Raw genomic sequence first — 21410 nt, 5'->3', positions numbered from 1 at the left:
CTCGTTGCGAGCGGCGGGGAGGAGAGCCTCCGACAGGACAGAAATCCTATTTGCAAGACCTCGAACCGAATCGATCTTATCCAGGCGCGTAGCGATGCGGCGCTGCTCGGCGATGTCGGGAAGCTCGCTGAAACTCAACCAAATTTGTAGTTCTGCGCTCCTGCGCTACGTCAAGATACAAATTCGCGCAGTCGGATCTCGCTGGAGCAGTCGGGTAATGTGCCTCGCCGCCAAGCCCGTCCTGGCGAGAAGCCGGACGATACGTTCGAAATCCCTTGTACTGTACCGGCCCTCCGGAATCGCCCTGCCGAAGCGGTCAAGCTGCCCCGGATCCGGTTCCCACCCGTCCGCATCCGGGCTGAGCACGACTCTCCTGAGCCGATAGGGCGCAAGGTAGCCGTCTTCTACACCCTGCCGCAGAAAAAAGGATGGCCGCGTTACCGCCCCGGTCAGTTCCCCCGCGCCGAACACCTCCACCGCCACACCCTTAAACTTCCTGTCCCCCACGACAATGACGACCTCGCAGACCTCTACCTTCAGGCGTTCGCGAAAGTGATCAGCAACTACCGCGACCTCAAGGAGGCCCACCCGGCATGAGCCTGCCCGACGTCAATGACCTCACCCGCCAAGACATCGCTGACGGCATCCAGCAGCAAGTCGTCGGTGCCGTCATCGACCACAACGGACAGATCCTCCTCCTACAGCGACCGCGCAACGACTTCCGCGGCGGCACCTGGGAACTTCCCTCCGGCAAAACCGAACCTGGCGAAGACCTCACCACCGCCCTGCACCGCGAAGTTCTCGAGGAAACCGGACTTACCATCAAAGCCATCACCGGCTACCTCGGTGCCTTCGACTACACCTCCGGCAGCGGCAAACGAACCCGTCAGCACGCCTGGTCCGTCACCGTCACCCACGACAACGAGGTGCGGCTGAGCGAACACGACGCCCACACCTGGGCCATCCCGACCGATACTCTTCCGGTCAGCGTCGCCACCGTGATCACCCAGCACACTCACCGGACGAACACCTGACAAATCCTTCTGGTCGGCTCGGACCAACTCCGGTTCGAGCCGACCAGACAGCGAGATGAGCCACGAGTAGCACTGCGCAGCATGACCTGCAACGGATGCGGTTTTCGGCAAGGGCAGCGTTGGTAGGGTGCGTAGCGTGAGGTCAGGTGCTTGGCGACGATCCCTTCCAGGTAATGCTGTGCCGCGATCTCTAAGGGACTGGAGATTATTAACACGCAATCTTCAGCGTTCGCGGGTGAATCCGGTTGCACCGGAGATGAATTCGTGTATGTCTGCGGCGGTGGTGAGGGTGGTTGCTGTCGGTTCGGGCAGGTGGTCGGTGTCGTCGAGGAGCGCGTGGGTGCGTTTGATGGCTTTGGCTATGGCGGCTGGGCTGATTCCGATGAGTTCGGCGAGGACGGTCAGGGGTGTGGAAAAGCGTTGTTTCTGCAGGGTGATGGCGATCCGGTCGGCGAGGGAGGTGGCGGGGTGGCGGCCGTTTGCCCGGGCACGGCGGCCGGCTTGGTCTTTGGGGGTGAGCGCGGTGACGAGCTGGTCGAGTCGGCCGGGTGGGAGGCCGGTCAGTTCGGGGGCGTGGAGCCAGAGAAGGTCGTCGCGTTGCCGCCCGGTCGAGGTGGTGGTGGTGTCGCTGGTGCCCGATTCTGGCGTGGAGGTGAGGGGTTCGGGGCTGATGGTGTAGTTCCATTCGCCGTGCCAGTCATGACGGGTGATCGGCACGGCGGCGAGTTGTTCGTCGCTGACGGTGACGCCGGTCGGGTAAGTGCCGGTATCGAGGTGCGCTGCCACGCTCAGCCCGGTGCGGGTGGTGGTCGCGGCGATCGTGTTGATGATGACGTCGTGGCTGATCAAGGGACGTCCGCGCCAGTTGGTGGAGATATGGGAGAACAAGCGGTGCTCGATGGCGTTCCATTTGCTGGTGCCTGGCGGGAAATGACAGACGGTGATCTGCAGGCCGATCTCGGCGGCGAGCGCGGCGAGCTCGGTTTTCCAGGCGCGGGTGCGGTAGCTGTTGGATCCGCCTGCATCGGCGGTGATCAGCAGGTGCGTCGCCTCGGGGTAGGCGGTTACGCCGCTGCTGACCCACCAGCGGCGCAGCGATGCCACGGCGAACGTGGCGGTGTCGTGGTCGGTGCCGACGTTGACCCACCCGGCGTTGCTGGTGGGGTCATAGATCCCGTACGGAATCGCCTTGCCCACCGCCGAACTGGGGAAATCATGGGTGTTGACCTGTACCGGGTCACCCTTGCGGCACCATTCGCGCCCGGCGTTGGCGAACTGACCGATGAGTTCCTTTTTCTTGGTATCGACGCTGACCACCGGTTCACCGGCGTCCTGATGAGTTTTGACCTGGTCGTTGATGTACCGGAACTGAGCATCGCGATCCGGGTTCTGTTTGCCCTCCAGGGTTTTCGCATTCGCCTGCAAACTGAACCCCTGCTCGCGCAGCAGGTCGGCCACCACATCGGCGGAGACTTGGTGACCCTGGTCGCACAACGCCGCGGCGAGGTTACGGGTCGAGCGCGTCGTCCACCGCAACGGCGACTCCGGATCACCACGCTCGTCGGGTTCGACCAGCGCCAACAACGCCGGGACCAGCCCGGGATCGATCTCGGCCACCCGCTTACGGCCACCACCGGGCCGGCGGACCCGACCCACCGGCGGCGCACCCGATTCCAGCTCGGTCACCCCGCGAGACACCGTCGCTTCACGCACACCCGCTGCCCGCGCCACCACCCTGCCACCACCGTGGCCCAGCATCCGCGCCTCGGCCCCCAACACCAACCGACGCTGCCGCTCATCCAGATGCGGCAGCACCACCGAGAACTTCGCCGCAAGCTCCGCCTCGGTCACCACAAAATCGCCCATACCACAATATATTTCAAAAACCCGGGATGTTACGTCTTGTTCCCCGGCAGTCCCTTAGCATCACACCAGTCTTTCCAGACCTGGAAATCAGGGTGCGGCCCCATGTCGGACGGTCCAGTACTCCTGTCCCCAGAGCCACAAGTTCGCGGTGCCGTTCTCCGGCGACGCTGACGTGCCGCCGACCTGGGAGTGTCGCATGCACGGCACCGCGTCCACGAAGCTGCTGCGGTTGCGCTTGTTGCCCAGACGCGCCGCGATCAACGCCCACGCCTGTTCGGGCGAGGCCGGCTCGTCGTCCTCGACGTCGTTGTCCTCCTCGTCGACGGTCAGCAGTGCCGAGGCGATGGACGGGAAGTAGTCCAGCTCCGCGACGGCCTCGCGCCAGGCGTCGTCGATGGAGTCGGCAGCGGGAATCTCGTGGGTCACGTTCTCGACGGCGCCGTTGTTCGACGAGACCACCGCGATCTCGAACCCGGTCAGTTCCGGTATCCACTCGTGGACCACCCGAGTCCAGTCACCGGTCTTCCACGTGTACTTCTGGTCGGTGAAAGCGTCCTCGGGACGCGTCAGGTCAGCGAGGCGGCAGGCGCGCTGCACCACGAGTGCAGCGATGAGATCGCGCAACATCGTGGTCTTCCCGGTTCCCGGTGAGCCGTTGACCCCGAAAAGCGCCGCGTGGCCCTGCATGCTCAGAGCCGAGCCGACTGCGAGCTGGAACAGGGTGGGCTGCACGTGAGGTGCCGGGTTCGCGGTGAGCCTGGTCCTTTTCGTGCAGCCTCCCTCCGAACCACGCGGGCATCTTTCGATGCACGTGGCTCTCCAGTGACTATGCCGCGGTCGGGCTAGGAGTGGCGTGGATGGCGTCATGGCAGAGTTGGCAGACTACGAGGGTCTTCCGTCGTTTGGTTGCCATGATCGCCGCCCATGCTGGTTGGTCGGGTCCGGGTTGGCCGAGCCGGGCGAGTTTGGCGACGTGGTGAACCACCACGGGGCCAGTAGTCTCACACAGCTCGCACCTGCTCCGCACGAGCCGGTTGACGATCTCCTTGCGCGGGTAGGGAACCCGGGCTGGGGCACGGTCGACGATGACCGCGCTTTTGTTCCGTGTGAGCGGTATCCCGCCGAACCGTGCTACCAGGTCTTGCTTGCCGTCACGGTGAAGCCGAGCTTCGAAGCACGTGCGTAGCCCATATGGTGTCACGATCTTGGCCCGGTGCCGGGCCGCCATCTTCATGACCGTGGACTTGTGCTTGGCCGCCAGGGTCTTCAGCATGGACGTCTGCGCGTTCCAGTGCAGCGTGTGGAGTCGCCAGACGTCGAGGGCAAGAAGGTAGTAGTTGACTACTCCCCGATATTCGGCCGCATAGGTTCGCACGATGTCGTAGTCGTGCAGGTTCTGCATGGCCGGGCGGTGCCAGGGTTTGCCGTGGCGCCGGTAGGGGGCGCAGTGGGCCTTGATCACATCGCGGGGCACGCGCAGCGCGATCGCTCCGTTGGCCGATCGTCGGCCGTTGGTGAGCTTGCTGTCGGAGTGCTGGACGGTGATCTCGTAGCCGAGGAATCGTGCCGCGTGGGTGCGGGCATGGGTGATGAGCGTCTTGTCGGCGTTGAGGTCCAACGCGAGGTCGTCGCGCAGGAACCTGGCCAGCTCGTCTTTGATGGCCTCGGCTTCGGCCTTCGGTCCGATGAACCCCAGGATGTGGTCGTCGGCGTAGCGGCAATACCGTAGCCGCCGGTATCCGGGGTCCAGAGGATCACCCGAGGGTAAGGTGCGCAGTTGCTTGGTCAGTTCCCGCGTTGTGTCACGGTCGCCGCGCGTGCGCGCCTCTTGCCGTTGGAGCTTTACCCGCGAGTATTCAGGGTTGCGCCGTCGGCGTTGTCCTCGGGTGTACTGCGGGATAAGGATTTTCTCGACGAACTCGTCCAGTTTGTTCAGGTAGATATTCGAGAGGACGGGAGATGCCACACCACCTTGCGGAACTCCGCTTAGGTTGTCGTGGTGTTCCCAGTCTTCAAGGTACCCGGCTTTGAGCATGTTACGAACAAGCCGGAGAAACCGGTTATCGTGGAGCTTCTCCGCAAGGATCTTGATCATTATTTCGTGATCCAAACTGCCGAAACAGTCAGCGATGTCGCCCTCGATGAACCACACGGTGCCGGTCCAGGTGTGTTCCACTTCGCGTAGCGCGGTGTGGCATCCCCGTTTCCGGCGGAATCCGTGTGAGCGGTCGGAGAACGTCGGCTCGTAGTAGGCTTCCAGCAGGAGACGCACCACTTCGCCAACGAGTTTGTCCGACCATGTCGGCAGTCCCAACGGGCGCAACTTCCCGTTCTTCTTCGGGATGAAAACCCGTCGGGCGGGAGCGAATCGATAGCGCTCGTGGCGCATCGCCTCGATGATGGCGTCGATTTTCTCCCCGGACATGCCGTCCACGGTCTCGTCCGTGGCCCCGGATGTCATCGCGCCCTGGTTGGCGTAGATGTTCCCGTAGGCCAGCAAGTACAGTTCCTTGTTGAACATCTGGCGATACAGTTCATCGCACGGCAGACCTCTCCTGCCACGATCGTGGAGGACGTCCAGCACCGTTGCGGCGGTTTGCATTACGCATGCCTTTCGGTGTTGTTGATGTCCGATCACCTGGAACCCTTCGCCCTGTGGACGGGCCTTCCCCGCCCTCCCTGGCAGGTCGTTACTCCTGCGACTACTACGGCTCCTCTGTCACCATAGGACTCGCGTCCCTTAGGCGATCCCACGTTTGTCAGTGCCATACGTTCTAGCGCGACTTAGGTGCCCCACTCATCTCCTTGAATACCGTTATCCGGCATCGCCCCGTGCCCCAGAGGATTACGACAGGCCATTCCTCATCCTGCTGTAGGGGGCGGCGTTGGTTTCAGGCGTCTTTCCAACGGGTGTTCCAATTGCACCTTCTGGAGATTGGGATTCAGGCAGTCTAGCTTTCACCGTATCGCGCGGATCCCTCGGCGCGTCATCCCATACGCCTGGGCATGACCGCCGGTTTTCTGCCATGCTACTGTCCCCGTCTTTCCTTTCGGATCAAGGTTAGGCATCAGATCCAGAGATATACCTCCAATCTCTGCCCGCTGCGCGGGCGATACGACACTGCACCTCGTGGCGCAGGGAATGCTGGAGACCTGTGGATCGGCTGGGAAGGGGCGTACCTTCCCAGTGATCGGATGAAGGTTCCAAGCATGGCCGACGTTGGCGCGTCGGTCGGGAAGGTACGACCCGATGCTCAGCGTAGCCCCTGACCCCGACTCCCGTGATGACCGCCCTTCCACGGATTCCGCGTCGTTGATCGACGAGATCGTGCGCGAGGGTGCCCGCCGGATGCTGGCCGAGGCGTTACAGGCCGAGGTAGACGCCTACCTCGCGCAGTTCGCCGAGGCCCGCGACGAGCGTGGCCACCGGCTGGTGGTCCGCAACGGCTCTCACCAGCCCCGCGAAGTCCTCACCAGCGCTGGCGCCGTGGAGGTCACCGCGCCACGGGTCAACGACAAGCGAACCGACCCGGCCACCGGCGAGCGGATGCGGTTTTCCTCCGCGATCCTGCCACCGTGGGCGCGCAAGACCCCGAAGATCACCGAAGTGCTGCCGCTGCTGTACCTGCACGGCCTGTCCAGCGGGGACTTCGTGCCCGCACTCGGGCAGTTCCTCGGCAGCAGCAAGGGCTTATCCGCCGCAGTGATCACGAAACTGACCGAGCAGTGGAAGACCGAACACCGCGTGTTCACCGAACGCAATCTGTCCGAAGTGGACTACGTGTATTTGTGGGCGGACGGAATCCACATCAACATCCGCTTGGAAGAACACAAACTCTGCCTGCTGGTCATGATCGGCGTGCGTGCTGACGGCCGGAAAGAACTCGTCGCGCTGGCCGACGGCTACCGCGAGTCCACCGAGTCCTGGGCCGATCTGCTGCGTGACTGCAAACGCCGCGGGATGCGCGCGCCGGTGCTGGCCGTCGGCGACGGAGCGCTGGGGTTCTGGGGCGCGCTGCGCGAGGTCTTCCCCGGCACCCGGGAGCAGCGCTGCTGGTTTCACAAGATCGGCAACGTGCTTGCCGCGTTGCCGAAATCGGCGCATCCCGGGGCGAAGAAGGCCCTGGCGGAGATCTGGAACGCCGAGGACCGCCGGCACGCCCTGGACGCGGTGAAGGCGTTCGAGGCTGCCTACGGGGCGAAGTTCCCCAAAGCCGTCGCCAAGATCACCGACGATGTCGACGAGCTGCTGGCCTTCTATGACTTTCCCGCGCAGCATTGGGTGCATTTGCGCACGACAAATCCCATCGAATCGACGTTCGCGACGGTGCGTCACCGGACCAAGATCACCAAAGGGCCGGGCTCGCGGGCGGCTGGCCTGGCGATGGCGTTCAAACTGATCGAGTCAGCCCAGGCCCGCTGGCGCGCGGTCAACGCACCCGAACTCGTCGCCCTGGTACGCGCCGGAGCACGCTTCGAGGGCGGCAAACTCGTCGAACGCCCCGACGACCACGCCCCACCCACCGCCGCCTAAACAATCTTGATCCACAGGTATTGACAATTCCTCGCGCCAACGGGTACTTGGACTTTTTCCGGCCATCGGCCGAGTGGTACCTGATCCGGTGCCGTGGCCCGCTGGACTGTGTCTAGGTTCTTCTGCACGTCGACGCGGCGCGAGGTATCCAGCGCGGCGTCCGGTCGCAAGTATTTCTCGAGTGCGCCGCCGATGGCGCCGGTTTCGGCTCGTTCCGCCACTTTCGCCAGGTCGTCGACGATGAAGCTGCTCAGGAAATCGTGCCCGTCGACGCCGTACGCCTTGCGCTTGGTTACCGCCTGGCTTTGAACCCTGATCTCCACCGGCTGCAGCGCCGTCTCGACCCCGTTGAGCTCGGCCGCGAGATCCCGGCATTTCTCCAGTTCGTCGGTGAAGATCGGCCGTCCGACTTCGTGGCCGCGGCGACGGAGCCGTTTTGCCCATTCGTCGTCTTCGTCGGCTGCCATGAGGTCTTCGAAGTCGGCGCTGAACTCGGTCCCGACAACCATCCCGGCGTTCCGGGACCGGGATGCAGCACGCGGTCCGTCGCCCATGCACAACTGGACAGCACTTCAGAGCCGATCAACGGACGCCCCTCGCCTGAGACCACGAACGCCGCGAGCGCGCTCTCCCCGTTGGGACGTTCGTCGAAGCTGTCCGCATCCGGGGTGAACACCCGCGACAGCACCTCGAACACCGACTCCATGGGGTACACGCCCACGTAGACCACGTGCCGCCATGCCTGGTCAGGGCGCAGTCGTATACGACACAGCTCATGATCAGGTTCCCACGGCAGCGGCTGTCCCGGCTTGACCTTGAATACCCGGCGTTCCCGGCTGACCGCTTTCACCGACTGCGGGCTGAACGCTCCACGGCACGCCAGAACCGGATGATCTCCGCCCGCTCCGAGTCCTCCGCAACCACTCAGCGCCCCAATCCGAGAAGACCCCCGCGACGAAACGTGATCGCCCACTATGCGACCAGTGACCTTCGGAGAAGCCATCACCTGGCAATAATTGCGACCTGGATCACTTCTGTGTGAGTTCGTCGATCGTCACGCCTTCGTCGCGCCGGGTTCGATCACCTCGAGCGGAGGCAGAGCGTCGACGATCTTCATCGTCTCGACCGACACCGTGACCACGCGTGCCACCAGATCGAGGATGTAGCGCGGGTTGCTTACCTCTCGGGACCAGTCATTGGGGTCGTTGACGATGCCGGACGCCTTGTCGGTCTTGATGTAGTAGCGGTCGATGATCCACTCGATTGCCGAGCGGCTGCCGAGCATGTAGCGGTGTGCCTCGTCCGGGATGCCTCGCAGGGTGATCCGGTCGTTGTAGTACAGCGTGCTCTTATCCTGCTTCTCACCGGCGGCCTTCTGCTCCGGCGTGGGCTTGCCCCACTTCATCTTCTTGCTACCGACCGCGAAGAATTCGTACGGATCGCCTGTCGGCCCGACGTCGAGTCCATCGAGCGGGTACGGCTCCACCGACTCGTAGCCGATGTGCAGCTCGCTGAGCTTCCGGCCCGCCTCCACGTATCCGACGAAGTCACGGACGAATGGTATACGCGGCAAGGACTTCTTCAGATCGGCCGCGTAGGTCTCGCGATACTCCGGCGAGTGCAGCAGCCCGTAGACGTAGAAGAAGATGTCGTCCTTCGTCACCTTTTCGCCGGGGTAGATCGCCTGGAATCGCTTCTGAGCCCCATCGGTGATGTTGTCAATCCGGCGGTAGCCGTCTATTGCCTCGCCGTCGCCGAAGTCGAGCATTCCTGAATCCTCAACCTGCTCGTAGCGGTATCGACTGAGGATCCGGACAGCGCCGAGCCCTGCCATACCTGAATCCACTGCGTCGCGCAGCGCGACAGCCATGAATGGCGGCGCCATCGAGCCAGGCATGGGAATCACGATCCCTATGTTCGCGGCGCCGTTTGGGAAAATCTGGCGAAGTGCGCCTGGCCTGTCGATCCAACGCTCATCAGCGTACGTCCACAGCCTCTGGAAAGGCCGATACGTGCACGACCGGACCAATTCACTTCGGAAGCTCATTGGAGTTCGTCTCGCGAGGCGGGCTTCCAGCCCTGACGACCACTTTATCCGTTTCTCGTCGTTGGATCGTTCACCGCATAGCGCGTCTGTGTAGGTTTCAACGGCTCGAGCCATTGCGGCAGTCAAAGCTACCTTTCCGAAGTTGAAGATCCAGGCGTCGCGGTTCGACTTGATACCTGCTCCACCGGAGGAGAACACTGACTCGTCGGCATCGTTAATAGCAAAGAATGAATCGAAGTCGCCGCGCCGCTGGTTAATCCAATCACCATGCTCGTTCGGCGCGATCGACCGCGATTCAAGACCAAGTATGCTCTTCATGTTAGCAACTTTAGCTAGTTTTTGAGCGCGGGTGAGGTAGTCGCCTACATCGGTGTAGTGGATCACCGCTCGACCAGTCTTCATGGGATCCTTGACAAGGAGCGTGATCGCAACCGTCGCTCGGCTGCCGCCGCCGAAGATCTTGCCGCCTTCTTTGCGAGACTGCTCGCCAACGGTGCGCTGGTTACCGCGAAGATTGTAGACGTATATGGAAGAGAACTCCTCAATGAGCGTCTTTCTCATGCCCTCGAATGCGTTCGAGTCAAGGAATCCACCATTCGTGACGTACGCGATCACGCCACGGTCCTTGATTCGCAAGGTCGCCCACTTAATAGCGCGGATATAAGAGTCGTATAGAGAATTCTTCAGTGTCGCGCTCGAACGCTCGACATACGTGCGGCGAATCTCTTCGTCAAGGCTCGGGTACTTTTCGTTGGCGTTGTCATCGTTCGCGGAATCCTGCCAAGCCGAGTAGGGCGGGTTGCCGACAATGACAGTGATAGGTAGGGACTTGAGGTGTTCGAGACGTTCGTTGTTCTCGACAAAGATGCCGAGGTCAGGGACGTCGTCGGGCTCCCAGGACTGGAACGTATCGGTGAGGATGAGCCCGGGGAAGCCCTGCGGGTCGCCGGTGAGGTCGGCGTAGGTGGTTTCTATGTTGACGGCGGCGATGTAGTAGGCCAGCAACAGGATCTCGTTAGCGTGGAGTTCCTCGGTGTACTTGCGAGCCAAGTCGTGTGGCGTGATCAGCCCGGACTGGAGCAGTCGGACGATGAACGTTCCGGTGCCGGTAAATCCGTCGAGGATGTGCACGCCCTCATCGGTGAGACCCTGTGCGAACTCGGCGCGGAGGACTTCGTCGGCGGAGCGGAGGATGAAGTCGACGATCTCGACGGGGGTGTAGACGATGCCGAGCTTGTCGACAGTCTTCTTGAAGGCGGTGGCGAAGAACTTGTCGTAGAGCTCGACGATGATCCGCTGTTTGCCTTCGGCATCTGTGACGCCTTCGACGCGGCGGCGCACGGACTTGTAGAAGCCCTCCAGCGCGGTGTTCTCGGCGTCCAAGCTCGTCTCGTCGAGGACGGCGAGCATCTTCTCCATCGACTGCGCGACCGGGTTGGTGGCGGCGAAGTCGTAGCCGGTGAACAAGGCCTCGAAGATCGGGCGCGTGATGAGGTGCTGCGCCAGCATCTCCACCGCCTGGACCTCGGTGATCGAGTCGTTGAGGTTCCTGCGCAGGCCGGTCAGGAACTCGTCGAACTCGCGGGCCTGCGGCGAGGACTTGTCGGTCAGTAGTCCGTTGATGCGGGTGATGTGGGTCTGGGCGATCTCGGCGACGTCCTTGGCCCAGGACTCCCAGTACTTACGTTCGCCGACTTTCTGCACGATCCGGGCGAACATCGCGTCGCGGAATGCCTCGAAGTCGAGAGCCAGTTCGAGCTGCGGGCTGTCCTCGCCCGGTGTGCCTTCGCCGGGTTCGCGTTCCCGGCCGGGGGTTCCGTCGTCGATGATCAGCTTGTCGGGCCTGGTCTTGTTCAGCTCGATCGAGTTGATCATGGCGTGGAACCGGTCGTCGTGCGACCGCAGCGCCTGCAGCACCTGCCAGACGACCGTGTAGCGCTCGTTGTCCCGTAGCGCTTCCTCGGGCGCGACGCCGGAGGGCACGACGATCGGCAGGATGATGTAGCCGAGCTCCTTGCCAGGGGCTTTGCGCATCACGCGGCCAACGGACTGGACGACATCGACCTGTGAGGAACGCGGGGTCAGGAACAGCACCGCGTCCAGCGACGGGACGTCGACACCTTCGGAGAGGCACTTGGCGTTGGTGAGGATCCGGCACAGGTTCGGCTCGGGTTCCTTCTTGAGCCAGGCGAGTTTCTCGTTGCGCTCGTGGATGCCCATCTTGCCGTCGACATGCCGGGACTCGATCCGCAGCATGTTGCGGCCCTCGGCGTCGGGGTCCTCGTCTTCGAGCAATCGGTCGACCAGGATCGGGAAACCACTGGTCGCGCGTTCGGATGCCTTGATGTCGCGCGCGAACGCGACCGCGGTGTGCATCGGGGTCCGGTCGGTGACCTGCTCGTCGCTGCCGAAGTGCTTGGCCAAGCCGTTCCAGCAGCCAATCAGCTTGGCGGCCTCATCCAGGTTGATCTGGCCGGACTGAGCCATCGCGTTCTGGAAGTTCTCCGAAATGTGCTTCTCGTCGACCGCGAGAACCAGCACCTTGTAGTCGGTCAGCAGGTTCTCCTCGACCGCCTCACCGAATCCGAGCTGGTGGAACTCCGGGCCGTAGGTGTTCTCGTCACCCATGTCGGCCAGCACGGCCTCGGCGTCGTCGGCCTTTCGCTTGACCTCCTCGCCGAACACCTTCGGCGTGGCCGTCATGTACAGCCGCCGACGAGCCTTTAAGAAGTCACCGTCGTGCACGCGGACGAACGCCGACTCGTCCTGCCGGGCAAGGGTGACACCCGTCGTGCGGTGGGCCTCATCGCAAATCACCAGATCGAAATCCGGTGCCCCAAGTTGCTGGGCCTTCGCGACGACGTCGATCGACTGATACGTCGCGAACACGACCGTCATTCGCTTGCCGATCGTCGAGCCCACGTGCATCCGTGTTGCCAGCACCGTCGCGTCGGTGGTCGCGGGCTCGGGAAGATCGACGGTCGTCATGCCTGAGTCGTCGTCGGCGGTCTTGCGGCCTACCCGCACGTCAGAGCAGACCGCGAACGGGCGGATCCCGACCTCGGTGTTGGCGGTCCACTCCCGCAACGTCTGCGACAACAGTTGGATCGAGGGCACGAGGAGGAGCACGCTGCCGCCCGCGCCGACCAGGTCTTCGGCGATCTTCAATGAGGTGTAGGTCTTGCCGGTGCCGCAGGCCATGACTAGCTTGCCCCGGTCCCGCTCGGTGAACCCGTCGCGGACCGCGTCGAGCGCCTTGCGCTGATGCGGCCGCAACTCCTTCTTGCCCGTGGCGACGACGACCTCCGGCGTGGACCACGAGAACTGCGACCAGTCGATATTGGCGTCATTCAGGTAACTGATGTCGATGCGCTGCACCGGCACCGACAGCCCGTCGAGGGTGTCGCTCGCGTTCTTCGTCCAGCCCTTCGCCGTGTCGATGATGTAGCGCGCGGAGAACTCGGCCTTGCTCGACGTCGCCACGAACGAGTCGATGTCGCCCTTGGCGATCGTGGTGTCCGAGTCGTAGAACTTGCACTGGATCGCCGCATAGTCGCCGGTTTCCCGATGCTTGGCGACCAGGTCGATACCCGTGTCCGGCTTGTTGTCGCGGCCCGGCCACTCCGACCACAGCCAGACGTCGGAGAACTTCTCCGTCCACTGCTGGTCTGTTCTCAGATACGCCGCGATCAACCGCTCGAACTTGTCCCCCTTGTCCCGCTCATCCAACGACGTAGTGCGGAGGCCATCGAGGAGATCAGTGATCGTGGTCGGCATGATCTAAGTGTGTCTCACGATGCGTAGCCGCGGGGTCGAGGGCCGGAAATCGGCGAGCCGGCGTTCTTGTCGGCGGGTGCGGCCTCGAAGACGGGACATCAACTTCCCCCGTCGTTCCCTGATGGCAACAGAGCAGAGCTGGGAGGAAAACGGAGGTTTCGCTGCTCACACAACGTAACCGATGGCCCCCAGCGGCAGCTGGGGGCCATCGGATTTTCAGTGGTCCAGCTCGCCATGCTTGATCTTTGTGACGAAGCCTGTCCAGATCTCGGGCGCGACGATGAGCGTGCCGCCGTCGCGGTTCTTGGTGTCCCGGACTCCTACGATGTTGCTTGTCAGGGCAACCTCAACGCACTGGCCTTGTCCGCCGCTGCGGGACGAGACGCGCCATGTAGCGCGCGTTAACTCCTCCACGTCGTGCTCCTAGCGTGTGTCTCTCACAGGTCATGCGCCAGGTTAGCGATGAGCTGGGAGGTCTCTTCCGGAGACAACGCGAGGCTGCAGATGCGGTCGAAGACGTCGATGTACCGCGCCCGGTCCGCGGGACGTTCCAGCCAGAGGGCGCCTCGCTCGTTCTCGATGTAGACGGCGTCCATGTCGTAGCCCTCGGGGAACTTGAACAGCGTGAACGGCGCAGTCATCCCCGGATGCGGGCCAGCGGAGAACGGCAATAGCCGGAGCGTGACGTTGTCGCGTTCGCCGGCAGCCACGAGGTATTCCAGCTGTTCCTTCCATACCTCGGCCTCGCCGACCTGCCGGCGCAGTACCGCTTCGTTGAGAACGACCTTCAGGACCGGCGGATTCGGTGTCCGAAGCTGCTGCTGACGCGCTTGACGCAGGTCCGCGGACCGCTGGAGTTCATCGTCGGAGATTTGCGGCCAGTACGTCCGAACGATGGCCTGTGCGTAACGCGGGGTCTGCAGCAGCCCGTCGATCAGCTCGGGCGTGTAGGTGCGCAGCTCCTCTGCGTCTGCCTCAAGGCCGAGGAAGGTTTCGAACCACTCCGGGATCGTGTCGCTGTAGCTGGCCCACCAGCCACGTTCGTTCGACTCTCGCGCAAGCCGGATGTAGGTGTCGGCTTCAGGCGCGCCGATATCGAACAGCTGCATCAGCAAGCGCACATGGCTTGGCTTGATCGCCTGTTTGCCGAGCTCGATCTTGCTGAGGTTCGACGTGGTGGTGTCCAGCCAGTCAGCGGCGCCTTTCAGCGTGATCTTGCGATTCTCCCGCTCGCGCCGAAGCGCCTTCCCGAGCTGCCTACGCCGGATTGTCGGGCTTGGTGTGTTCGCCATCCGCACCTCCACATGATCACTGACGCGACAAGTCTGCCTGCTGGTCGATGTCGTGCCTACATGTTCCCCCTGTCGGACGATGTCCTCACGACATCAACTGAGATAACTTGATGTCGCCAGTTGATGTCGTGGAGATACTTCTGGCGCCTGCCCTGCCGCTCTCTCACAGGTCAAGGCGGCAGGGCAGGTCACGACAGGAAAAGCGTGGAAGGTACAGCGGAATGTTGGTGCTGATCGGGGCCGCCGTAGCTGTGTGGTCGCTGGCCTGCAGCGCGGCCATGGCCAGCTGGTGGGCCGACCACCGAGCACGGTCGGCAAGTCGACGCCGCCAAATCCGACGTGAGGAGACGGGATGCTGACCCAGACGTACGCCCTCTGGATTGTGCCGCCGGCGGGGAAAGTGCGGCATGCGACGACGTCCCGTCCCGGCGCCTGGATTCAAGGGGATGTCGTGCAGGTCCTATGCGAAAAGAAGGTCAAGGCGCCGTTCGCCACGCCCTACGGAAAGACCCCACGCAGCAACGGAATCGACGAACGCTGCCCCGAATGTCTGCAGGCTCTGGTGGACGAGACCTCGCGGAACTGGGACGCCTGATGGCCGCCGTCGTCACGCCAGAAACGGTCACCGTGTACGCCATGGAGCTGCGCGGCATGCCGACCTGGCACTTCGTTCCCGAGCGGAATCCGTTGACCTGCGTGCTGGGTGGCGAGCCGGTGGTGGTTGCTCTCTGCGGAGAACTCAGCCGTCACCTCATCGGCGAACCCTCGCCAGACCTGGACCTGTGTTCCCACTGCCGAAGCCTCTATGAGCTCGGCTACCGATAACCATGAACTTGGCGCTTCTCCCTGCCCCGGCACAACGACGTCCTTGGGTAAGCGCCGAGACCGGTGGCCAGGTGCGCGCTACTTCCGACACTCCCGACGCACCTGGCCACCACCCTTAGGAGAAGCCAATGGGCATTAATGGAGAAGACCGAGCCGAGCGAAAGCTCTGCCGCTGGACCGCCTACGCGCTGCAAAACCACCTCGTCCTGGTTGACCAGGGCGATTCCGAGACATCGACAATCATGGCACTCTGCGGACTGCTCGGTATCCCATCCGACGCGCCGACACAGGACAGCTCGTTGCCCAAGTGCGCGTGGTGCGCCTACGCGGAACTCGACGGGGCTATCGAGGCAGAAGGCTAACGAGCCACATAGCTCATGTTGGCGACTTTGTTCAGGATCCAGAGACTTTCTTAGCGATCTCGCTGGCCAGGGCCTGAGCCTGTTGGTTGGTTTGCGGGGGAGGCGCGGTTTGGTTCTCTGCCCGAAGATCCACATTCTCGTAGCTCAGCTGCAGGTTGAGGTTGCCGATCACAATGATGTAATCGACGGTTTTTCGGGTCTGTCCCTTGATCGCCCGCTCACCGATCCCTGGGCTTTGCTCCAGCTTCGTAGGCGAGTCTCGTTGGATGCGTTCGAGCTCGTGAAAGGCTTTGTCGGCACCCGAGGTGCTGCCATCGCCCCGGAATAGGCTGCCGTTCAGTGAGATGATCCGGTGGTAGGAGCCGTCGGGGGTCAACTCGTTGTTGGTGTAGGACCATGCGCAAGATCCGACTTGGCCGCCGCCCGACGGTTTGACCTCGGGTTGGCCACCGAGGGTGTCGGTCACGATCTGCTCAGAGAGCAGGCTGCACATGTCCGGCATCGCTTTGAAGCGATCGTACTCGGGATCAAGACCTGCGTTATTGCCACAGCTGACTGCAGCGATGCCGAGCACGCCGACCGCAGCCATACGCCCGAACTGCGCAGAGTACTTTTTCACGCCACTGCTCACTTTGCTCTGACCTTCCAATCGGTTGACTCTGCGGCAGCAGTCGGGAGTGTTTCGGGAATCTTGAGGCCAGCTGCGGCTTGTGCGATCTCAACAGCATTGCGCTGGAAGTTCGTCATGATCTGGGTCACTTGCGAGGCCGTCGAAGTGAGTTGCCGCATGAAGTTCGCGAGTGCCTGGAGAACCGCATCCGCTACTCCGAACCAGGATTCCTTGATGGACGCGATGACGCCGCCTGTCATGCTGATGATTTCAGCGCCTGTATTGCCGATGAGGAGGATGGCTTCCTTGTAGGCATTGGTGATCTGGTCGCGAACGTCAAGGAGTTTCTGTCCGAGCTGATCGAACAGGTCGGAGGTGTCCTGCATGACCTTCGAGACGTGGTCCAGGTAAGCCAGGTAGGCGTCAGCGGCCGCCCCACTCCAGTTCGCCGTGATGGAGGTGCGGGCTTCGAGAATCGTGTCATCGGCCTTGACGAGCTCAGCCTTGGCACCGGGTGACCAGCTCTTCGCTAAGTCGATAACCACTTCGGGATGCCCGAGCCAGTCTCGAACCTCGTGCACTAGCGCGGCAATCATGGCTTGGCCCGTCTTTACCGCGTACTCGTTGATCTTTGCGGCTGCTTCGTCGGGGAACGGTGCGACCCCGAATGTCGTTGACGTCATTTGTTAGTCAGCTCCAGGAAATCACTGGGTCTTCTTAAGCTGCGCGGTGATCTCTTCTTCGCGCCTGACCCGGTCTTCGGCAACGGCCTTCAGCGAGTCTGCGGCCTTCTGAAGGTTCTCCACGCCTCGTTTGAGACCTTCCGCCAGCTTCGCTGATGCGTCGTTGCAGTCCTGGATCACGCCGTTCTGCTTGCCGAGCAGACCAAGGTCGTCGGGGCCGAGAAGCTTCCCGTCGATCTTCCCGAGCGCAGCTGCCCAGCTGTCTTCGGCTTGGTGGAGGAAACGGACGTTTTTGTGGAGTGCTTCGATGACGACTTCGAAACCAGACATGGGTCACCGCCAGGAATTCTGTGCTTGTTGCTGGACGGCCGTAGCACGTTCCTCGGCGCGCTGGAGAGTTTGGACGATCTGCTGGCCAAGAGCGCTTTCGTTGGTGTAGCGAAGGTTGGCTCGTTCCAGCGTGATGTCGACCAGCTGCCCATAGCCGTTGACCACGATAGCCCCCAGATCTCCGTCGAGAGCTTCAGTGATGCGCTCCGAAACGAGGCTCTGGCCGCGTTCTTTGGCTACGGTCAGCTTCTGCTCGATCTCTTCGAGCACGAGCTCGATTTCGTCCATCGACGACATGGTCACTCTCCTGCCAGTTCCGGGGCGACAGCGCGGAACGCTTCCATCGCACTCGCCGATGCCTGGGCGCGGGCGTTCAGGATCGCTTCCTTGACCTCGGCAGCGATCGTTTCGGGGCGACTTCCGTTAAGCGCGCCATCCTTGATGGCAACGCCGGTGACCGTGCCGTTGCCACGGCACGTCGCCGTCACCTGGCCGGCCTCCGACGACGCTCGGAACATCATGTGATCGTGCTCCTCCCGCGCCGCGCGAATGACGTGCGCTTGGCGTTCGAGAGCGTCAGCTGCCTGATGCAGCGCTTCGAAGTCCAACGTCCTCCCCCTGTCTGTCAACTTGAGCTCGGATCGAGCCGCTACTCGTCCTTGTCCGGCGAAGTATCTGGACGTTCGTCGCCGAGTACTGCTGGCGCAATGACCTGACCGGTGGCAGCGTCGATCTCGGGTTCGAACACGAAGTGTTCGTCGGTGTTCTTGACGTACTTGCGCTCGTGCTCCTGGTCGTCTTCGCTCCGCCCGCGCTGGCCAGGCCCTGCTGCGCCACCGAGCGCACCTGCCCCACTACGAGCACCAGCAGCACTAGTGCCTGGGCCTCCGGAAGTGGAGGGACCGCTCAGACCAAGAGCGCCACGTCCGCCACCAACACCGGGGCCACCACGGGTGCCAACACCAGAGCCACCGCGGCCGATGCCACGACCAGTCCCGGAGCCCGGCGTACCTCCGGTTCCAGGAACCATGCCGACCCCGATGCCTCCGGCCGGCGGCACGTTGGTCCCCGCGCTCGGCGGCTGGACGGTCCCCGGCGTTGGGGATGCGGGATTTGCCCAGGCCGAGCCGGATTCAGCTGGCGCACTTGGCCGTTCGGGCTGGACGGCCCCGGGCTCATTGCCGGATGGGATGGGCGCCGTGCTGTCGCTGCGCGGTGTTCTCGCCCCAGAGACCGCTGTGGATGAGCTGGTGCCCGAATAGTTGGTGCTCGGGTCGACCGAGTTCGGTCGCTGTGTTTCGGCGACGCCGACATCGGCTACGGATGCGGGCACAGCCGGGTACGGCTGTAGTGACTGCACGGTGCTGTTGGACGACGTCCGGTACGCGGTGTAGTCCTCGCGCGCCTTCTGCTCAGCCTCGTTGTGCTTGGACTCGTGAATCTCCTGACCTGCCAGCTTCATCCCGAGGTTGGTCGGTGCCAGGTCGCTGAAACTCAGATCCAGCGGCGGCACGTTGTGGGGTGCCGGCATCGTGTTCTTCGTGCGACTGAAGTGCCCGCCTTGGTCTTCCACGCCTTTGGCCAGCGCTGCCGAGAGCTCTTCGGACTGCTGCACAACATTCCGGAACGGCGAGGACTCCTGCGTCATCGCCTCCGACGCACTGCCGGTCCACGACTTGTTGCACCGGCCGATCGCTCCTTGAACAAGCTCGTCAACGCGCCGCAGCCGCGCCGTGAACTGGCCGGACAAGTTGCCCGCCGCAATCGACAGCGGCGAAACCCCCACGCCGCCATTGAGTTCCCGGTGGATCTTCGGGTGATCGAACGCCGCCTGCGCCTGTCCTTCGATCTTCTTCGGTTGGCTGAACGGCCACACAGTCTTACCCCCTCAGTTTTTGGCTGGAAGATTCGACAGCACCATGCTCGCCACCTGTTTCGCCACGGCACACGTGTCCCGGTGCTCAGGTCGATGGCTTTCTGTCGCGTCGACGTCAACGACAAAGGTGTCCTGTGACGTTGCGGAGATGTAGATGCCGCAGCTGGTGCTCAACGGCTGCGTTGTCACCATGGGATATCCGTCGACCTGTTCGTCCGGAGCTTCCTTACGGACGCTACGCAACGCGCTCTTCAACCCGTGATCCATCGTCGTCGACGGGCTGAGCTTCACGCGAAGCACGCGGTTATCCCAGGTACATGTGTCTTGTCCCCAGGGCGAAGGGCGGTGGCTTGGTTCGCCTCCTGTGCCCAGTTGGTTCAACTGCTCGCTGGTGAGGAGCTGGCACGGATCTGCGACTGCGTCGAGGTTCTTCGGGTTCGAGACCGCTGGCATGGCCGGGTCAGAAGGCGGCGGCGGAGGGGACGCAGTACCGGGCTCGTCTTGCGACAGACCTCCAGAAGTGCAGCCGGCAGCCGCGAATGCAGCGGTAATGAGGATGACCAGACCAGTCTTGGTTCGTTTCATGACTTCTGAATCTCGTTTTCTTGGTCGATACGCTCGTACTCGCGTTGTGCGGCCTCGATCTTGTCGCGGAAGTCCTTCACCCAGCGGGCCATGTCGTCAACGGTTTGCAGTGCGGAGCCAGGACCTGATGTCAGGTGATCAATGATCTTGTTGGTCGTATCGACACTGACTTCGTCATCCCCCGGAGGCAGGATGTCTCGGAAGGCGTTCGCGTCTTCGCGTGCGAGCTTGAGCTCTTCGTGCGCGGCATCGAGATCTGCTTTGACGGCGTTGAGCTCTTCAGGTGCCACTTCGAAGCCGCTTGCCGCTGCGCCGGTGCCGGAGGCCATGATCAGGGGAATCTGGAACATCCCTGTCACGGAGTTCAGGGCAACAGCCTGGGCAATTTGGGCCTGTGCCATCGGATCGTTCGGTGCTGTCATGGCTCCCCTCTCTTGTGGCTCAGTGGCGAAGTCCGTCGGTGATCGTCGCTGCCTAGCCGCGTCATCGCCGTAGTTTCTGGGTGAGCTCGGAAAGCGTGCGCGCCACCAGTGGTGGGTCGGCTGGTGCGGTCACGAGAAACTCGCCGCGCAGGTACTGCAGGTACGAGCCCTGGCTGGTCCCGGTGAGCAGCACGACACTGCCGGGAGTCCGCAGTTTGCCCCAGCTATCACGAACTGCGACCGAGAATTCCCCGTCATGGACGCGCTCTCCAGAGACCATGCGGGCGTACTCATGAGCATCGTCGCTGCGCACCTTGCGGGCGCGTAGCTCACGAATCGTCGCCCTGACCTGCTCCTGGCCTTGGTGCTCGGCTGCTGCTTTGCTGGCGGCCTCGGCGTCTTCGAGCCGGATGCTCACGGCTGAGCCAGTTACGGGAGTGATCTCCGGCCACAGACCGACCAAGGCGCTGTATACCGAGGTCGACCACACAGGATCAATGCAGACCTTGCGGCCTTCTACTCGCGTCCGGATGGCGCGATCGCCTGTGATCGACACCAGTCCGCGGATGTGTTTGCCGCGCTTGGGCGCGAACCTCGTGTCGGCCTCGGTCGAGGCATGCGCCAGCAGCTGCATCGTGTCGGCAACCCACGGAACCGCCTCGCCGGCCCGGTTGATCCATCCTCGTGATCGAGCCTTGCTCTGGGCTTTCTCCCATTCGGCGGTCGGATCATCGGGCTCGCCAAGATCGGGGAAGTACTGGAGCAGCCGTGGTGGCGGAACCAGTCGTTCTTCGCCGCCTTCCTGGCGGGCGAGTCCAGCGCCGTACCAGAGTGGCCCGAACAGGCTGGCGTCGAACTCCAGCGCCCCAGACACGCACTTCCCCCATACGTCGTTATGCTTGATCTTCGGTGGCCAAGGGTATCCAGCCGTCTTCCCACCGTGGGCGAGTCGAACGTCTACCTCGCTCTAAGCGGACGATCTCACTCGAATGGTCCAACCACCAGGTCCTCTTTTGTGCGCCGTGCCACGTTTTCCGCCGACGTAGCGCTGTCGAGCTCGACATCAAGTGAAGCTCGTCAGTGGATCGAAGCTCGAACAATATTCCTGGTCATACGGCTGAGGAATCGGGAGTGTTCGTGCCCCAGTCCTGACATAATGAGGCTACG

21 protein-coding genes and 1 pseudogene are annotated in these 21410 nt (G+C 62.8%); 6 read left to right on the top strand and 16 right to left on the bottom strand.

Translation table 11 applies throughout. From position 1 onward, the window contains the following. Positions 1-165: 165 nt before the first annotated feature. Positions 166-588: a hypothetical protein gene (locus FDZ84_RS16115; protein WP_168586582.1), complete on the bottom strand. Its 423-nt coding sequence runs from the start codon at positions 586-588 to the stop codon at positions 166-168. A 5-nt stretch (positions 589-593) separates the two neighbouring features. Between FDZ84_RS16115 and FDZ84_RS16110 the strand changes: the two genes are divergently transcribed. Further along, positions 594-1034, top strand: coding sequence for an NUDIX domain-containing protein (locus FDZ84_RS16110; protein ID WP_168586581.1), 441 nt, complete (start codon positions 594-596; stop codon positions 1032-1034). A gap of 222 nt (positions 1035-1256) precedes the next feature. Here FDZ84_RS16110 and FDZ84_RS16105 read toward each other — a convergent pair whose 3' ends face one another. Then, a complete protein-coding gene (locus FDZ84_RS16105; RefSeq protein WP_168586580.1) occupies positions 1257-2900 on the bottom strand; it encodes an ISAzo13 family transposase in 1644 nt (547 codons plus the stop codon). A gap of 133 nt (positions 2901-3033) precedes the next feature. Between FDZ84_RS16105 and FDZ84_RS40665 the strand changes: the two are divergent. Beyond that, positions 3034-3258, top strand: a pseudogene (locus FDZ84_RS40665) (hypothetical protein); the annotation flags it as partial. 468 nt (positions 3259-3726) lie between these two features. Here the strand turns inward: FDZ84_RS40665 and FDZ84_RS16095 are convergent. Beyond that, positions 3727-5325 carry a reverse transcriptase/maturase family protein gene (locus tag FDZ84_RS16095; protein WP_246869175.1) on the bottom strand — a complete coding sequence of 533 codons (1599 nt, stop codon included), beginning with the start codon at positions 5323-5325 and terminating at the stop codon, positions 3727-3729. Positions 5326-6150: 825 nt separating this feature from the next. Between FDZ84_RS16095 and FDZ84_RS16090 the strand changes: the two genes are divergently transcribed. Further along, positions 6151-7434 carry an IS256 family transposase gene (locus tag FDZ84_RS16090; RefSeq protein WP_168586579.1) on the top strand — a complete coding sequence of 428 codons (1284 nt, stop codon included), beginning with the start codon at positions 6151-6153 and terminating at the stop codon, positions 7432-7434. Here FDZ84_RS16090 and FDZ84_RS16085 read toward each other — a convergent pair. The 4 genes from FDZ84_RS16085 to FDZ84_RS16070 all read right to left on the bottom strand — a co-directional run bounded on the left by FDZ84_RS16085 (position 7431) and on the right by FDZ84_RS16070 (position 14550). Next, positions 7431-7943, bottom strand: a complete 513-nt coding sequence (locus FDZ84_RS16085) for a hypothetical protein (RefSeq protein WP_168586578.1) — start codon at positions 7941-7943, stop codon at positions 7431-7433. The genes FDZ84_RS16090 and FDZ84_RS16085 overlap by 4 nt on opposite strands. 545 nt (positions 7944-8488) lie before the next feature. Further along, entirely contained in the window at positions 8489-13258 is a 4770-nt protein-coding gene (locus tag FDZ84_RS16080) for a type ISP restriction/modification enzyme (RefSeq protein ID WP_168586577.1), read from the bottom strand. 216 nt (positions 13259-13474) lie between these two features. Further along, a complete protein-coding gene (locus tag FDZ84_RS16075) occupies positions 13475-13672 on the bottom strand; it encodes a DUF397 domain-containing protein (protein WP_168586576.1) in 198 nt (65 codons plus the stop codon). Between the two features lie 23 nt (positions 13673-13695). Then, complete coding sequence (locus FDZ84_RS16070) at positions 13696-14550, bottom strand: helix-turn-helix transcriptional regulator (RefSeq protein WP_168586575.1); 855 nt, start codon at positions 14548-14550, stop codon at positions 13696-13698. Between the two features lie 352 nt (positions 14551-14902). Between FDZ84_RS16070 and FDZ84_RS16065 the strand changes: the two genes are divergently transcribed. The 3 genes from FDZ84_RS16065 (at position 14903) to FDZ84_RS16055 (ending at position 15737) form a co-directional block, all read left to right on the top strand. Next, entirely contained in the window at positions 14903-15145 is a 243-nt protein-coding gene (locus FDZ84_RS16065; protein ID WP_168586574.1) for a hypothetical protein, read from the top strand. Beyond that, a complete protein-coding gene (locus tag FDZ84_RS16060; protein ID WP_168586573.1) occupies positions 15145-15375 on the top strand; it encodes a hypothetical protein in 231 nt (76 codons plus the stop codon). The genes FDZ84_RS16065 and FDZ84_RS16060 overlap by 1 nt, the downstream gene beginning before the upstream one ends. Positions 15376-15503: 128 nt before the next feature. Next, positions 15504-15737: a hypothetical protein gene (locus FDZ84_RS16055; protein ID WP_168586572.1), complete on the top strand. Its 234-nt coding sequence runs from the start codon at positions 15504-15506 to the stop codon at positions 15735-15737. A 31-nt stretch (positions 15738-15768) separates the two neighbouring features. Here FDZ84_RS16055 and FDZ84_RS16050 read toward each other — a convergent pair whose 3' ends face one another. The 9 genes from FDZ84_RS16050 to FDZ84_RS16010 form a co-directional block, all read right to left on the bottom strand. Continuing rightward, complete coding sequence (locus FDZ84_RS16050; RefSeq protein ID WP_168586571.1) at positions 15769-16368, bottom strand: hypothetical protein; 600 nt, start codon at positions 16366-16368, stop codon at positions 15769-15771. Next, on the bottom strand, positions 16365-17030 hold the full coding sequence (locus FDZ84_RS16045; protein ID WP_168586570.1) for a hypothetical protein: 666 nt from the start codon (positions 17028-17030) through the stop codon (positions 16365-16367). Before FDZ84_RS16045 ends, FDZ84_RS16050 begins: the two co-directional genes overlap by 4 nt. A 21-nt stretch (positions 17031-17051) precedes the next feature. Beyond that, a complete protein-coding gene (locus FDZ84_RS16040; protein WP_168586569.1) occupies positions 17052-17360 on the bottom strand; it encodes a hypothetical protein in 309 nt (102 codons plus the stop codon). 3 nt (positions 17361-17363) lie between these two features. Next, a complete protein-coding gene (locus FDZ84_RS16035) occupies positions 17364-17657 on the bottom strand; it encodes a hypothetical protein (protein ID WP_168586568.1) in 294 nt (97 codons plus the stop codon). A gap of 2 nt (positions 17658-17659) precedes the next feature. After that, complete coding sequence (locus FDZ84_RS16030) at positions 17660-17968, bottom strand: YbaB/EbfC family nucleoid-associated protein (RefSeq protein WP_168586567.1); 309 nt, start codon at positions 17966-17968, stop codon at positions 17660-17662. A gap of 41 nt (positions 17969-18009) precedes the next feature. Next, on the bottom strand, positions 18010-19236 hold the full coding sequence (locus FDZ84_RS16025) for a PPE domain-containing protein (protein WP_168586566.1): 1227 nt from the start codon (positions 19234-19236) through the stop codon (positions 18010-18012). Between the two features lie 12 nt (positions 19237-19248). Continuing rightward, positions 19249-19821, bottom strand: coding sequence for a DUF3558 domain-containing protein (locus tag FDZ84_RS16020; RefSeq protein ID WP_168586565.1), 573 nt, complete (start codon positions 19819-19821; stop codon positions 19249-19251). After that, positions 19818-20243, bottom strand: a complete 426-nt coding sequence (locus tag FDZ84_RS16015; protein ID WP_246869037.1) for a PE domain-containing protein — start codon at positions 20241-20243, stop codon at positions 19818-19820. Before FDZ84_RS16015 ends, FDZ84_RS16020 begins: the two co-directional genes overlap by 4 nt. Before the next feature lie 61 nt (positions 20244-20304). After that, positions 20305-21117 (bottom strand): ESX secretion-associated protein EspG, encoded by an 813-nt coding sequence (locus FDZ84_RS16010; protein WP_168586564.1) that lies wholly within the window; start codon positions 21115-21117, stop codon positions 20305-20307. Between the last annotated feature and the right edge of the window lie 293 nt (positions 21118-21410).

The sequence above is a fragment of the Saccharopolyspora sp. ASAGF58 genome (genome assembly GCF_012277335.1).
Lineage (GTDB): Bacteria > Actinomycetota > Actinomycetes > Mycobacteriales > Pseudonocardiaceae > Saccharopolyspora > Saccharopolyspora hattusasensis.
Note: the sequence above shows the minus strand (reverse complement) of the source record. Positions and strands in the feature narration are given on the sequence as shown.